Origin of the sequence: Burkholderia diffusa (assembly GCF_001718315.1) — a bacterium.
Taxonomy (GTDB): domain Bacteria; phylum Pseudomonadota; class Gammaproteobacteria; order Burkholderiales; family Burkholderiaceae; genus Burkholderia; species Burkholderia diffusa_B.
This window is the reverse complement of record NZ_CP013362.1, coordinates 3,159,504-3,173,322: the sequence shown is the minus strand read 5'-3', so window position 1 is coordinate 3,173,322 and position 13,819 is coordinate 3,159,504. Positions and strand designations below refer to the sequence as shown.

Annotated in this window: 12 protein-coding genes and 1 pseudogene; 11 read left to right on the top strand and 2 right to left on the bottom strand. The window is 67.6% G+C overall.

Annotated features, from left to right (window positions below):
- Positions 1–2: 2 nt before the first annotated feature.
- From WI26_RS14600 to WI26_RS14575, 6 genes are all read left to right on the top strand, one after another.
- Positions 3–1,202, top strand: a complete 1,200-nt coding sequence (locus tag WI26_RS14600; RefSeq protein WP_059593521.1) for a flagellar basal body P-ring protein FlgI — start codon at positions 3–5, stop codon at positions 1,200–1,202.
- Entirely contained in the window at positions 1,203–2,186 is a 984-nt protein-coding gene (gene flgJ / locus WI26_RS14595) for a flagellar assembly peptidoglycan hydrolase FlgJ (protein ID WP_059541370.1), read from the top strand.
- Positions 2,187–2,417: 231 nt separating this feature from the next.
- Positions 2,418–3,173 carry a flagellar brake protein gene (locus tag WI26_RS14590; protein WP_059468555.1) on the top strand — a complete coding sequence of 252 codons (756 nt, stop codon included), beginning with the start codon at positions 2,418–2,420 and terminating at the stop codon, positions 3,171–3,173.
- A 195-nt stretch (positions 3,174–3,368) separates the two neighbouring features.
- On the top strand, positions 3,369–5,351 hold the full coding sequence (flgK, locus tag WI26_RS14585; RefSeq protein WP_069226257.1) for a flagellar hook-associated protein FlgK: 1,983 nt from the start codon (positions 3,369–3,371) through the stop codon (positions 5,349–5,351).
- 23 nt (positions 5,352–5,374) lie between these two features.
- On the top strand, positions 5,375–6,613 hold the full coding sequence (flgL, locus tag WI26_RS14580) for a flagellar hook-associated protein FlgL (protein ID WP_059508315.1): 1,239 nt from the start codon (positions 5,375–5,377) through the stop codon (positions 6,611–6,613).
- A gap of 238 nt (positions 6,614–6,851) precedes the next feature.
- Positions 6,852–8,159: a solute carrier family 23 protein gene (locus tag WI26_RS14575; RefSeq protein WP_069226256.1), complete on the top strand. Its 1,308-nt coding sequence runs from the start codon at positions 6,852–6,854 to the stop codon at positions 8,157–8,159.
- A gap of 40 nt (positions 8,160–8,199) precedes the next feature.
- Here WI26_RS14575 and WI26_RS14570 read toward each other — a convergent pair whose 3' ends face one another.
- Positions 8,200–9,084, bottom strand: coding sequence for a transcriptional regulator GcvA (locus WI26_RS14570; protein ID WP_069226255.1), 885 nt, complete (start codon positions 9,082–9,084; stop codon positions 8,200–8,202).
- 96 nt (positions 9,085–9,180) lie between these two features.
- Here WI26_RS14570 and WI26_RS14565 point away from each other — a divergent pair, with 96 nt between their 5' ends.
- The 3 genes from WI26_RS14565 (at position 9,181) to WI26_RS14555 (ending at position 11,868) form a co-directional block, all read left to right on the top strand.
- Positions 9,181–9,795, top strand: a complete 615-nt coding sequence (locus tag WI26_RS14565; protein ID WP_069226254.1) for a chromate transporter — start codon at positions 9,181–9,183, stop codon at positions 9,793–9,795.
- Complete coding sequence (locus WI26_RS14560) at positions 9,792–10,319, top strand: chromate transporter (RefSeq protein ID WP_059508312.1); 528 nt, start codon at positions 9,792–9,794, stop codon at positions 10,317–10,319. The genes WI26_RS14565 and WI26_RS14560 overlap by 4 nt, the downstream gene beginning before the upstream one ends.
- A gap of 427 nt (positions 10,320–10,746) precedes the next feature.
- On the top strand, positions 10,747–11,868 hold the full coding sequence (locus WI26_RS14555; protein WP_069226253.1) for a porin: 1,122 nt from the start codon (positions 10,747–10,749) through the stop codon (positions 11,866–11,868).
- 149 nt (positions 11,869–12,017) lie between these two features.
- Here the strand turns inward: WI26_RS14555 and WI26_RS32840 are convergent.
- Positions 12,018–12,157 (bottom strand): annotated as a pseudogene (locus WI26_RS32840) (ISL3 family transposase); the annotation flags it as partial.
- Positions 12,158–12,366: 209 nt separating this feature from the next.
- Here WI26_RS32840 and WI26_RS14550 point away from each other — a divergent pair.
- Complete coding sequence (locus tag WI26_RS14550; RefSeq protein WP_059541349.1) at positions 12,367–12,930, top strand: fimbrial protein; 564 nt, start codon at positions 12,367–12,369, stop codon at positions 12,928–12,930.
- Positions 12,931–13,082: 152 nt separating this feature from the next.
- Positions 13,083–13,793 (top strand): molecular chaperone, encoded by a 711-nt coding sequence (locus tag WI26_RS14545; protein WP_236849283.1) that lies wholly within the window; start codon positions 13,083–13,085, stop codon positions 13,791–13,793.
- Positions 13,794–13,819: the final 26 nt, after the last annotated feature.

Here is a 13,819-nt window from a genome sequence, read left to right as displayed (position 1 = left end):
CGATGCAGCAGCCTCTTTTCCACCGCCTGTCGTCCCGTATGTCGTTCCGTGCGTCGCGCGTGCCGGCCGTCGTCCGGCTCGCAGCCGCGCTCGTGGTGGCGGCATGCGCGCTCGGCGCGGCACCCGCGCACGCGGAGCGCCTGAAGGACCTCGCGCAGATTCAGGGCGTGCGCGACAACCCGCTGATCGGCTATGGCCTCGTCGTCGGCCTCGACGGGACGGGCGACCAGACGATGCAGACGCCGTTTACGACGCAGACGCTCGCGAACATGCTCGCGAACCTGGGCATCTCGATCAACAACGGTTCGGCCAACGGCGGCACGTCGTCGCTGAACAACATGCAACTGAAGAACGTCGCGGCCGTGATGGTGACCGCCACGCTGCCGCCGTTCGCGCGGCCGGGCGAGGCGCTCGACGTCACCGTTTCGTCGCTCGGCAACGCGAAGAGCCTGCGCGGCGGCACGCTGCTGCTCACGCCGCTCAAGGGCGCGGATGGCCAGGTGTACGCGCTCGCGCAGGGCAACATGGCGGTCGGCGGCGCTGGCGCGAGCGCGAACGGCAGCCGCGTGCAGGTGAACCAGCTCGCGGCCGGCCGGATCGTCGGCGGTGCGATCGTCGAACGCTCGGTGCCGAACGCGATCGCGCAGATGAACGGCGTGCTGCAGCTGCAGCTGAACGACATGGACTACGGCACCGCGCAGCGGATCGTGTCCGCGGTCAATTCGAGCTTCGGCCCGGGCACCGCGACGGCGCTCGACGGCCGTACGATCCAGCTTGCCGCGCCGGCCGATTCCGCGCAGCAGGTCGCGTTCATGGCGCGCCTGCAGAATCTCGACGTGAGCCCGGACAAGGCCGCCGCGAAGGTGATCCTGAACGCGCGCACCGGCTCGATCGTGATGAACCAGATGGTCACGCTGCAAAGCTGCGCGGTCGCGCACGGCAACCTGTCGGTGGTCGTCAACACGCAGCCCGTGGTATCGCAGCCGGGGCCGTTCTCGAACGGGCAGACGGTGGTCGCGCAGCAATCGCAGATCCAGCTGAAGCAGGACAACGGCGCGCTGAAGATGGTGACGGCCGGCGCGAACCTCGCCGACGTCGTGAAGGCGCTGAACACGCTCGGCGCGACGCCGGCGGACCTGATGTCGATCCTGCAGGCGATGAAGGCGGCCGGCGCGCTGCGCGCGGACCTGGAGATCATCTAAATGGCAGCGAACCTCCCGAACGCAAACGACCTCACGCAGCGCTTCGCGCTCGACGTGCAGGGTTTCGACGCGCTGCGCGCGCAGGCGAAGCAGTCGCCGCAGGCGGGCGCGAAGGCGGTCGCCGGCCAGTTCGACGCGATGTTCACGCAAATGATGCTCAAGAGCATGCGCGACGCGTCGCCCGACGGCGGCCTGCTCGATTCGCATACGTCGAAGATGTACACGTCGATGCTCGACCAGCAGCTCGCGCAGCAGATGTCGAAGCGCGGAATCGGCGTGGCCGACGCGCTGATGAAGCAGCTGCTGCGCAACGCGGGGCAGGGCGACGGCACCGACACGGCGGCCGACGCGGGCGCGGCCGGGTTCGGCGCGATCGGCTCGGGCACGTCGGGCAACGAAGGCAGCCTCGCCGCGATGAACGCGATGGCGCGGGCTTATGCGAACGCGTCGAACAACGGCGGGCTCGCCGGCGCGCGCGGCTACACGGCTGGCAGCGCGCTGACGCCGCCGCTGAAAGGCGCGAGCGGCGCGCAGGACGCCGACGCGTTCGTCGACCGGCTCGCCGGCCCGGCGCAGGCGGCGAGCGCGACCACCGGCATCCCGGCGCGCTTCATCGTCGGCCAGGCCGCGCTCGAATCGGGCTGGGGCAAGCGCGAGATTCGCGCGAGCGACGGCTCGACGAGCTACAACGTGTTCGGCATCAAGGCGAACAAGGGCTGGACGGGCCGCACGGTATCGGCGCTGACGACCGAATACGTGAACGGCACGCCGCGCCGCGTCGTCGCGAAGTTCCGCGCGTACGATTCGTACGAGCATGCGATGACCGATTATGCGAACCTGCTGAAGAACAACCCGCGCTATGCGGGCGTGCTGAGCGCGAGCCGCAGCGTCGAGGGTTTCGCGCACGGGATGCAGAAGGCCGGTTACGCAACCGACCCGAATTACGCGAAGAAGCTGATCTCGATCATGCAGCAGATCGGCTGACGGGCAGGGGCCGGAACGGCCCCGCCGGCAGCCTTTTTGCAATCTTACGGACCGCGCCCGGCACTCGCCGCGCGCGGTTTCAACGTTTGCGCGAAAAAAACCGGCAATTCGATCTAAACTTTCGGTGAGCACTGCCGCTAAGTGTGTGAGACCTGCAACCGGGCCATGTTCTGGCCCGATTTTACTGCGCACCGGTCGCCCGGGCGCCCATGAAAAGAAAACCGGCTAGCCATGAATATCGAAACGTCGACCGATCCGAGCCTGGATGCGGGCCATTCCGGGCCTGACTACGCCCGCCGTAATCCGCTGGAGATCGGTGTGCAGCTGCGCAACCTCGTGAACCGCGGCGACTTCCTGACCGTCCAGTACCCGGGTGGCCAGCTCGTCACGCGCCTGCTCGAGGTCGACGTCGGCGCGCGCACGTTTACGTTCGACTGGGGCGCGCTGTCCGAGCAGAACGCCGGCATTCTCGGCGCGTCGCATTGCACGTTCGCCGCGGCGCCGGAAGGCGTGCGCGTCGAATTCACCACGAGCACGCCGCGCGAAACGCGCTACGAGGGGCTGCCCGCGTTCGTCGCCGATTTCCCCGACGTGCTGATGTGCATCCAGCGCCGCGAGTATTTCCGTGTCGATGCGCCGATCGTCGATCCGTTCCTGTGCCGCGGCAAGCTGCCGGACGGCGAGGGCTTCGTGTTCGAGGTGCATAACCTGTCGCTCGGCGGCGTCGGGCTGCGCACGGCCGACGAGCGCGTCGAGGCGCTCGAGGTCGGCACGCTGCTGCCGGAAGTCGAGCTCGAGCTGACCGGCCACGGCAAGCTGTCGCTCGACCTGCGGCTCGTGTCGCAGCGTTCGACCCAGATGCCGAACGGCTCGCGGCGCTTCCAGCTCGGCTTTCGCTTCATGTCGTTGCCGGGCAGCGCGGAGAACACGCTGCAGCGCCTGATCACGCAGCTCGAGATGAAGCGCCGCTCGCTCGCGCGGGCCTGACGCATCTCCCTCTCGCGGCCCCGTCCGGGGCCGCTTTCGCACCGGTGCCGGCAGCGTCCGCCGGAGCGCTCGACGGACGACGCGCACGCGTGTGTCGCCAGCGCATTTTTCCCTCAATTTTTCCGATCCGCGGCCGTTATACCGGGAGTCACGCAACCCGGCGGCCGCAGCGCGGCCGGCTCATCAGGATCGCGCATGTCCAACACACTCATGAACCTCGGTGTCAGCGGCCTCAATGCCGCGCTCTGGGGCCTCACGACGACCGGTCAGAACATCAGCAACGCCGCGACGCCCGGCTATTCGGTCGAACGCCCGGTCTATGCCGAGGCGAGCGGCCAGTACACGTCGAGCGGCTACATGCCGCAGGGCGTGAACACCGTCACGGTGCAGCGGCAGTACAGCCAGTACCTGAGCGACCAGCTGAACAGCGCGCAGTCGCAAGGCGGCTCGTTATCGACGTGGTATTCGCTCGTCGCGCAGCTGAACAACTACGTCGGCAGCCCGACGGCGGGGATCTCGACCGCGATCACCGGCTATTTCACCGGCTTGCAGAACGTGGCGAACAGCGCCGCCGACACGTCGGTGCGGCAGACCGCGATCAGCAACGCGCAGATTCTCGCGAACCAGCTCAACGCGACCGGCCAGCAGTACGACGCGCTGCGCCAGAGCGTCAATACGCAGCTCACCAGCACGGTGTCGCAGATCAACACGTACACCGCGCAGATCGCGCAGCTGAACCAGCAGATCTCGGCGGCGAGCAGCCAGGGCCAGCCGCCGAACCAGCTGATGGACCAGCGCGACCTCGCGGTGTCGAACCTGTCGAGCCTCGCCGGCGTGCAGGTGGTGCGCAACGACAGCGGCTATAGCGTGTTTCTCGCGGGCGGCCAGCCGCTCGTCCTCGCCGACAAGAGCTACCAGCTCGCGACGGTCACGTCGCCGTCCGATCCGAGCGAACTTACCGTGGTGTCGCAGGGCATCGCCGGCGCGAACCCGCCGGGCCCGAACCAGGCGCTGCCGGATGCGTCGCTGTCGGGCGGCACGCTCGGCGGCCTGCTCGCGTTCCGCAGCCAGACGCTCGACCCCGCGCAGGCGCAGCTGGGCGCGGTCGCGGCCAGCTTCGCCGCGCAGGTCAACGCGCAGAACGCGCTCGGCATCGACCTGTCGGGCAAGCCGGGCGGCAACCTGTTCACGGTGGCGGCCCCGGCCGTCTATTCGAACCAGGGCAATACCGGCAACGCGTCGCTTTCCGTGTCGTTCGCCAACGCGTCGCAGCCGACGACGAGCGACTACACGCTGTCGTACGACGGCACGAACTACACGCTGACCGATCGCGCGAGCGGCGCGGTGGTCGACCAGAAGGCAGGGCCGATGCCGCTTTCGCTCGGCGGGCTGAACTTCTCGTTCTCGTCCGGCGCGATGAATGCCGGCGACCAGTTCACCGTGCTGCCGACGCGCGGCGCGCTGACGGGCTTCGGCCTCGCGACGACGAGCGGCTCGGCGATCGCGGCCGCGTCGCCGGCCATCACGTCGGCGTCGAGCACCAACATCGGCACCGGCAAGATCGCGCTGAGCGGGGTGAGCGCCGGCTACCAGGTGCCGACGACCAAGCTGACCTACGACGCGGCGACGAAGTCGCTGTCGGGCTTCCCGGTCGGCACCACGGTGACGATCCCGGGCACGCCGCCGACTTCGGTGACGATCAACAATCCGACCGACTCCGTGCCGTACGACCCGTCGACCGGTGCGGCGATGACGATGTCGGGGACGGCCGCCGGGGCGTTGAACGGCGTGACCGTCACGCTGTCGGGCACGCCGTCGGACGGCGATTCGTTCACGATCGGGCCGTACGCGGGCGGCACGAGCGACGGCAGCAACGCGCTCGCGCTGTCGCAGCTCGTCAACGCGAAGACGCTCGGCGGCGGCACGACGACGCTCACGGGCGCGTATGCGAACTACGTGAACAACATCGGCAACACCGCGAGCCAGCTCAAGTCGTCGAGCACCGCACAGACGGCGCTGGTCGGGCAGATCACGTCCGCGCAGCAGTCGGTGTCGGGCGTGAACCAGAACGAGGAAGCCGCGAACCTGATGCAGTACCAGCAGCTCTACCAGGCGAACGCGAAAGTGATCCAGACGGCGTCTTCGCTGTTCCAGACCGTGCTGGGCCTGTTCAGCTGAGCGGATTCGAGAGGATAGAAACGATGCGGATTTCCACGACCCAGTTCTACCAGCTGAACGTCGGCCAGATGAACGATCAGCAGGCCCAGCTCGCGCAGCTCTACCAGCAGATCTCGAGCGGCGTGAGCCTCACGACGCCGGCCGACAACCCGGTGGGCGCGGCGCAGGCCGTGCAGCTGTCGATGACGTCGGCCACGCTGTCACAGTACGCGGCGAACCAGAGCACGGCGCTCGCGTCGCTGCAGGCGGAGGACCAGGCGCTGCAGAACGTCAGCACCGTGCTCGGCAGCATCCAGTCGGTGATCGTGCGCGCCGGCGACGGTTCGCTCGCCGACAGCGACCGCGCGGCGCTCGCGACGCAGCTCGAGGGCTATCGCGACCAGTTGATGTCGCTCGCGAACTCGACGGACGGCGCCGGCAACTATCTGTTCGCGGGCTTCAAGAATGCGGCGGCGCCGTTCACGAAAAACGCGGCCGGCGGCATCAGCTACGTCGGCGATACGGGCACGCGCACCGTGCAGATCGACGATTCGCGCAGCGTGCCGCAGGGCGACTCGGGCCTCTCGGTGTTCATGTCGGTGCAGTCGCTGGGCAGCGCGCCGGTCCAGGCGGCCGGCGCGAGCAACACGGGCACGGCCACCATCGGCAACGTCACGGTGACGGACCCGTCGGCCGCGACGAACGGCCATCAGTTCACGATCACCTTCGGCGGCACGGCGGCCGCGCCGACCTACACGGTGACCGACAATACGGCGTCGCCGCCGACGACCACGCCCGCGCAGGCCTACACGTCGGGCACCGCGATCGCGCTCGGCAGCGGGATGAAGGTGGCCGTGTCGGGCACGCCGTCGGTCAACGACACGTTTTCGGTGACGCCCGCGCCGCAGGCGAGCGGGGTCGACGTGTTCTCGACGCTCGATTCGATGATCACGGCATTGAAGACGCCCGTCACGGGTAACCCGACCGCGAGCGCCGCGCTGTCGAACGCGATGGGCACGGCCGCGACGAAGATCAACAACTCGATGCGCAACGTCACGACCGTGCTGGCGTCGGTCGGTGGCCGCGAGCAGGAAGTCAAGGCGATGCAGGCCGTCAACCAGACCGCGGCGCTGCAGACGACCAGCAACCTGTCGGACCTGACCAGCACCAACATGGTGACGACCATCAGCCAGTACCTGCAGGTGCAGAACGCGCTGAGCGGCGCGCAGAAGGCCTACGCACAACTGCAGAACATGTCGCTGTTCCAGTACATCAATCCGTGATCCTCGCGGCGCTCGCCTCGATGTGAGCGCACGCTTACATCGCGCCGGGCGCCGGCCGACCCCGGTCGGCTTTCATTGGCGCGATCTTGCCGTCCGGCACCGCGCCCGGTGAGCACGTCGCCGCCGCGCCGCGCCGGCGGTTCGCGCTTGCCAGCCCCATTTCCGCTCCGTAAACTCGCGCCAGATTCCAGACCGGCGCACTGTCCGCAGCCGGCGTTCGACAGGAGCCCTTATCCCCATGTCCGATTCCTACTTCCCGCGCTGGCGGGTGCAACCGACCGGCGCCGCCGCGCGCGTGGTCGGCCCCGACGAGCGCCTGCCGTGGCCGCAGATGGTCGCGATGGGCGTGCAGCACGTCGTCGCGATGTTCGGCTCGACCGTGCTCGCGCCGCTGCTGATGGGCTTCGATCCGAACCTGTGCATCTTCATGTCGGGCATCGGCACGCTGCTGTTCTTCGTGCTGGTCGGCGGCCGCGTGCCGAGCTACCTCGGCTCGAGCTTCGCGTTCATCGGCCTCGTGATCGCGGTCACGGGCTACGGCGGCAGCGGGCCGAACCCGAACATCCCCGTCGCGCTCGGCGGAATCATCGCGTGCGGTGTGGTCTACGTCGCGCTCGGCGCGCTCGTGCAGGCAATCGGCACGCGCTGGATCGAGACGTTGATGCCGCCCGTCGTCACCGGCGCGGTGGTCGCGGTGATCGGGCTGAACCTGGCGCCGATCGCGGTCAAGGGCGTGTCGGCGTCGACCTTCGACTCGGTGATGGCGCTCGTCACGGTGCTTTGCGTCGGCGGCGTCGCGGTGTTCGCACAGGGGATGATGCAGCGCCTGCTGATCCTCGTCGGGCTGGTGATCGCCTACGTGATCTATGCGATCGCCACCAACGGGATGGGCCTCGGCAAGCCGGTCGATTTCTCGATCGTCGCGCATGCCGCTTGGTTCGGGGTGCCGAGCTTCCGCGCGCCGGTCTTCGATCCGCACGCGATGCTGATGCTCGCGCCGATCGCGGTGATCCTGGTCGCGGAGAACCTCGGCCACATCAAGGCGGTGAGCGCGATGACGGGCACCAACCTCGACCGCTACGTCGGTCGCGCGTTCATCGGCGACGGGCTGGCGACGATCGTGTCGGGCAGCGTCGGCGGCACGGGCGTGACCACCTACGCGGAGAACATCGGCGTGATGGCCGTCACGCGGATCTATTCGACGCTCGTGTTCGCGGTCGCCGCGCTGATCGCGATCGGGCTGGGCTTCTCGCCGAAGTTCGGCGCGGTGATCCAGACGATTCCGGGCCCGGTGCTCGGCGGCGTGTCGATCGTCGTGTTCGGGCTGATCGCGGTGACGGGCGCCCGGATCTGGGTCGTCAACAAGGTCGACTTCTCCGACAACCGCAACCTGATCGTCGCGGCCGTCACGCTGGTGCTCGGCGCCGGCGACTTCTCGCTGAAGTTCGGCGGGTTCGGGCTCGGCGGGATCGGCACCGCGACGTTCGGCGCGATCATCCTGTACGCGATCCTGCGCAAGGAAAAGGAACCGGGCCCGGTGGTGTGACCCGGCAGCGGGCGGTGCAATGCCGCCCGCCGGCACATATTCACGCGCCGGTATTCGACTGCGCCTGCAGCCACGCGCAGAACTGCGCGACGAGCGGATCGTCGGCCGCCGCGCCCGGTGCGATCCACCAATAGCTGCGCGTCGCGATGCGCGGCCCGGGCAGCGGCATCACGAGGCGGCCGCTCGCGAGTTCGTCGTCGATCAGCGGCAGCGGGCCGAGCGCGACGCCCAGCCCGTCGACGGCAGCCTGCAGCGCCAGGTAGAAGTGGTCGAACGACTGGCGCTTGCGCCCTTTCATCGCCACGCCGGCCGCCGCGAACCAGTCGCGCCAGCCTTCCGGCCGCGTATCCGAATGCAGCAGCACGTGCCGCGCGAGATCGTCCGCGCTGGAAATCGGCGCGCGCTTGAGCAGCGCAGGGCTGCAGACCGGAATCACGCTTTCGTCGAGGAAGTGGCCGCTCGTGCAGGCCGGCCAGTGGCCGGGGCCGCGACGGATCGCGACGTCGAAACCGTCGAGCATGTCGAGCGGCGCGTTCGACGTGGACAGCTTCAGCTCGACGTTCGGCGCGCCGCGCTGGAATCGCGACAGGCGCGGCAGCAGCCATTTCATCGCGAAGGTCGGCAGCGCATTGATGCGCAGCACGCGCGCGGCGCCCGTGTTGCGCAGTTGCTCGGTGGCGAGCGCGATGCTGTCGAATGCGGCACGCACGGTGTCCAGATAGCGGCGGCCTTCGTCGGTGAGCTTCACGCGCTTGCCGTAGCGATGGAACACCGGCTTGCCGAGCCACGCCTCGAACCCGGCGATCTGCCGGCTGATGGCACCGTGAGTCACATGCAGTTCGTCGCCGGCGGCGCTGAAGCTTTCGTGTCGTGCCGCTGCTTCAAAGGCCCGAAGCGCGGAAAAGGGCGGGAGGTCGCGTGCCATGCTTGTGATTCTAGATCACAAGGGTGCGCCGATAAAATCGTTTTGCCGGAATGCGCAACGGCGGTAACCTCGGGGCATCGTTTGATGAGGACCCCCATGCAATCCCTTTCTCCGCCGCCCGCCGCGTCCTCGCGCCGGATCGGCCTCGCCGAGCTGTTCACCGGCTTCCTGTCGCTCGGCCTGATGTCGTTCGGCGGCGCGCTGCCGTTCGCGCGGCGCACGATCGTCGATGAGCGCAAATGGCTCACCGCCGACGAATTCACCGATCTGCTCGGGCTGTGTCAGTTCCTGCCGGGCGGCAACGTGATCAACCTGTCGGTCGCCGTCGGCATGCGCTTTCGCGGCGTCGCGGGCGCGTTCGCCGGCATTCTCGGGCTGATCGCGGGCCCGACGCTCGTGGTCGTCGCGCTCGGCGTGCTGTACGCGAAGACGCAGGGCGATCCGCGCGTGCAGCACCTGTTCGGCGGGCTTGCCGCCGCGGCCGCGGGCCTGCTCGTCGCGATGGCCGTGAAGGTCGCGAAACCGCTGCGGCACGCGCCGCGCACCGCGGCCGGCATCGCGGCGCTCGCGTTCGTCGCGATCGCGGTGCTGCGCATTCCGCTCCTGAGCGCGATGCTCGTGCTGACGCCGGTGAGCATCTGGCTCGCGTCCCGGCGTCGCGATACGCCGGCATCGCAGCGCGCGACCGCGCGCGATGGAGGCCGGTCATGAACGACACGCTGATCGCGATCGCGACGATCTTCAGCCAGCTGTCGCTGCTCGCGTTCGGCGGCGGCAACACGATCCTGCCGGAGATGCAGCGGCAGGTCGTCGACGTGCACCGCTGGATGAGTGCGCACGAGTTCACCGCGCTGTTCGCGCTCGCGCAGGCCGCGCCGGGGCCGAACATGATGATCGTGTCGCTGGTCGGCTGGCATGTGGCCGGCTGGGCCGGGCTGCTGGTCGCGTCGATCGCGAAGTTCGGGCCGTCGTCGCTCGTCACGGTGCTGGCGCTGCACGCGTGGGAGCGCTTTCGCGACCGGCCTTGGCGGCGCTACGTGCAGCAGGGGCTGATGCCCGTCACGGCCGGGCTCGTCGCGGCCAGCGCGATGCTGATCTCGGAAGCGTCGAACCGCACCGCGATCCAGTGGGGCATCTCCGCCGCATGCGCGGTGCTCGCGTGGCGCACGCGCATCCATCCGCTATGGCTGCTCGCGGCCGGCGCGCTGATCGGGCTCACGGGCATCGGCCAGTGAGCGGCGGCCGTCCCGTGCCGGTTCCGGTCGGGCGATAGCAAACGCGACGCAGACGCCGGCCGGTCTCCGTTCACGAGACCGGGCGCGGGTCGCCGCCCGCGCTCGCAGCCGCCGTCCGGCCCGCTCGTCCCGCATCCACCTTCCATGCTCCGGGCTGCATCGGCCGCGTTCCCGGCCGATCCTTACAGCATCGGCCGTCGTTCCGCCGTCGCCGTACCCCGCATCGGTCGCGCGAGAGGCAAGCCCGGCGCGGGAAACGTTGTTCCAGGGCGACAATCGCAGCGTTACCGCGCATTTCAATTTCTTTCAGGGCGCGCACTGGTCTTATGATTCAGCCCACATCGCGCGCGCCATGAACGTGCGCGATCGCCACCCGGCTGCACACGCGGCCGGCCATGAATGGAGACACCTACAAATAGGAAAGCTCATGAAGCAGACCACCCGACTCGCAGCCATCGCAGGGGGCGCGGTGCTGGCCTTCGCCAGCCAGTACGCAGCAGCACAAAGCTCGGTCACGCTCTGGGGCGTCGCCGACGCCAGCATCCGGTACCTGACCAACGCAAACGCCAAGAACGACGGCCTGCTGTCGATGACCAACGGCGCGATCACCAACAGCCGCTTCGGCATCTACGGCACGGAAGACCTCGGCGGCGGCCTGAAGGCCCTGTTCAACCTCGAAAGCGGCGTGAACCTGCAGAACGGCGCATTCGCCGACAGCGGCCGTCTGTTCAACCGCGCAGCGTACGTCGGCCTGCAGAGCCCGTACGGCACGGTGACCCTCGGCCGCCAGAAGACGCCGCTGTTCGACCTGCTGTCGGACACCTACGATCCGCTGACCGTCGGCAACTATCTCGAAAACGCGTGGCTGCCGGTCGCGCTGGGTGGCGGCCTCTATGCGGACAACCAGATCAAGTACACCGGCAAGTTCGCGGGCCTGACCGCCAAGGCGATGTACTCGACGGGCACGAACTACGAGTCGACCGGCGCGGGCGGCTTCTCGGGCCAGATTCCGGGCTCGCTCGGCAAGGGCAATGCATGGGGCGTGTCGCTGTCGTACGTGGCGGGTCCGCTCAGCATCGCGGCCGGCGCGCAGCAGAACAGCGACAACTCCGCACGCAAGCAGACGATCTACCACGCGAACGTCGTGTACGCGTTCAGCAAGGCGAAGGTCTATGCGGGCTACCTGCGCTCGAAGGACGACACCGGTTTCGTCGACAGCCTGCTCGCGCAGCAGTCGATTCCGGTCGCGAAGGGCACGGGCCGGATCGACGACGGTCCGTTCGCGGGCGTGAGCTGGCAGGTCAGCACGCCGCTGACGCTGACGGGCGCGTTCTACTACGACCACATGCGTAACGCGATGACCACGAACGGCACGCTCGCGAGCGGCAACCGCTACGCGATCGTCGGCATCGCCGAATACGCGCTCAGCAAGCGCACCGAAGTCTACGGCACCGTCGACTTCAACAAGACGAACGGCGCGGCGAACGTCGAGCTGCCGGGTCGCAGCAACCAGACCGGCATCGCGATCGGCCTGCGCAATATCTTCTGACGAAAAATCGGCATGCGTGCGCCGGCCCTGGCCCGGCGCGCATCGAAGAGGCTCCTGCGGGAGCCTCTTTTTTTGTGCGCCCGGCATGGGCGCGCTGCTGCTTCGTGCAAGTCCCGCCATGCGCCGATCACGGCAAGTGAAGCGAAGCGCACCGCCCGGTATTCGAATCGCGGCAGGTCACGCACCGGACGAACCGTCGTCTCGTGGATCTGTTCGCAGCGTGCCCGCATTACTCGCTGACCGGCTTCCAGTACAGCGACGGCGTGTGGACTTCTCCTTCCGGCCATTCGCCCTCGAACGCGCCACGGTTTCCTGCGATGAACCAAGATTTAGGACGTTTCCTATGGCGGCGAGCAATGCCGATTGGGCAGACTGTGTCTTCCTTTTGGTGAAAGGAAAATGAAGGATTCGCGTTGAGCGCGAGGCCTTGTTCTTCAACAAGGGCGCCGGTTTTTCTAGTGACCTATACATGTCGTCTGAATCATTGAGGTAAAACACATGAGCATGAAAAAGACTTTCATTTCCGCGGTGCTGGCAGCGGGTGGCATCATCGCCATGGCTCCGGCAGCGTACGCATCCGACGGCACGATCACGTTCAACGGCAGCGTCATCGCGTCGACCTGCAAGCCGGACGGCGGCGCTGCCGATGTGACGGTTACGCTGCCGCCGGTGTCTACCACGGCGTTGAAGGAATCCGGCCAGACCGCTGGTCGTACACCGTTCAGCCTGATGCTGACGGGTTGTGCGACCACCGAGGGCAATCCGACCAAGGTCAGCGTGGCATTCGAATCGGGCGCCAGCGTCAACCATTCGACGGGTCGCCTGACGCTTGACGCGGGTACGGCCGAAGCGCCCAGTGCCAAGAACGTCGAAATCAGCGTGCTGAACGCCCAGCAGCAGTCGGTGAACGTCGGTGGAGCCGGTGACCAGGGTGCGCTGTCCGCCGACATCGGCAAGGACGGCAAGGCCAAGATGGACTACTTCGCCGAATACGTCGCGACTGGCGCCGCGGAAGCAGGTGCAGCCAACACGCGCGTTCAATACTCGCTGAGCTATCAGTAAGTAACGGTGGGGTCGCTCCGTCGGGAGTCGGCCCCTCGACACGTTTTCATTGGGAGTCGATGCGTATCCCGGATAACTACGCAAAAGATAAGGATTGCATACTAAGGGTGTCGTGCATGATGAAGATGAGGATACTGATCGGCGTCGCGGTAATGGCCTCGGCACTTTTCTCGACTCTGGCGTCCGCTGGCGTGGTGATTTCCGGCACGCGCGTCGTCTTTCCTTCGACCGAGCGCGAAGTCACGGTCAAGCTGACGAACGAAGGCAAGGCCCCAGCGCTCGTTCAGGCGTGGCTCGACACCGGCGACGCCAACGAGTCGCCGGACAAGATCGACGTGCCCTTCATGGTGACGCCGAGCATGTTCCGGCTGGAGCCGGGCCGCGGGCAGACGCTTCGCATCATCCAGTCGGAAGCGACGTTGCCGGCCGACAAGGAATCGCTGTTCTGGCTCAACGTACTGGAGATTCCGCCGAAAGCCTCGAGCGGCGATGACCGCAACAAGATTCAGATCGCGTTCCGGTCGAGAATCAAGCTGATGTATCGGCCGGCCGATCTGCCGGGTTCGGCCCGCGCAGCGTCGACACAATTGAAGTGGACGCTCGTGCGCGACGGCAACGCGGCCTACCGGCTGGAGGCGGCAAATCCGACTCCCTATGTCGTGAACGTCGGGTATGCGGCGTTGAAATCGGCGGGGAAGGAGTATGACGCGAACATGGGTTATGCGTTGCCGGGCGGCACGTTGTCCTTGCCGGTCGACGGCCTCGTTTCGCCGCCAGCCGCGGATGCCAGCATCAAATTCGGCAGCATCGACGATTGGGGCGCCACGCAAGCACACGAACAGCCGGTTGCGTTGAAGCCGTAAAGCAGTTCAACCCCGTCGCTTGCCGA

Coding starts and splice junctions, on each gene's coding strand:
- WI26_RS14600 (WP_059593521.1), top strand. CDS start 3: ATGCAGCAGCCTCTTTTCCACCGCCTGTCGTCCCGTATGTCGTTCCGT.
- flgJ (WP_059541370.1), top strand. CDS start 1,203: ATGGCAGCGAACCTCCCGAACGCAAACGACCTCACGCAGCGCTTCGCG.
- WI26_RS14590 (WP_059468555.1), top strand. CDS start 2,418: ATGAATATCGAAACGTCGACCGATCCGAGCCTGGATGCGGGCCATTCC.
- flgK (WP_069226257.1), top strand. CDS start 3,369: ATGTCCAACACACTCATGAACCTCGGTGTCAGCGGCCTCAATGCCGCG.
- flgL (WP_059508315.1), top strand. CDS start 5,375: ATGCGGATTTCCACGACCCAGTTCTACCAGCTGAACGTCGGCCAGATG.
- WI26_RS14575 (WP_069226256.1), top strand. CDS start 6,852: ATGTCCGATTCCTACTTCCCGCGCTGGCGGGTGCAACCGACCGGCGCC.
- WI26_RS14570 (WP_069226255.1), bottom strand. CDS start 9,084: ATGGCACGCGACCTCCCGCCCTTTTCCGCGCTTCGGGCCTTTGAAGCA.
- WI26_RS14565 (WP_069226254.1), top strand. CDS start 9,181: ATGCAATCCCTTTCTCCGCCGCCCGCCGCGTCCTCGCGCCGGATCGGC.
- WI26_RS14560 (WP_059508312.1), top strand. CDS start 9,792: ATGAACGACACGCTGATCGCGATCGCGACGATCTTCAGCCAGCTGTCG.
- WI26_RS14555 (WP_069226253.1), top strand. CDS start 10,747: ATGAAGCAGACCACCCGACTCGCAGCCATCGCAGGGGGCGCGGTGCTG.
- WI26_RS14550 (WP_059541349.1), top strand. CDS start 12,367: ATGAGCATGAAAAAGACTTTCATTTCCGCGGTGCTGGCAGCGGGTGGC.
- WI26_RS14545 (WP_236849283.1), top strand. CDS start 13,083: ATGGCCTCGGCACTTTTCTCGACTCTGGCGTCCGCTGGCGTGGTGATT.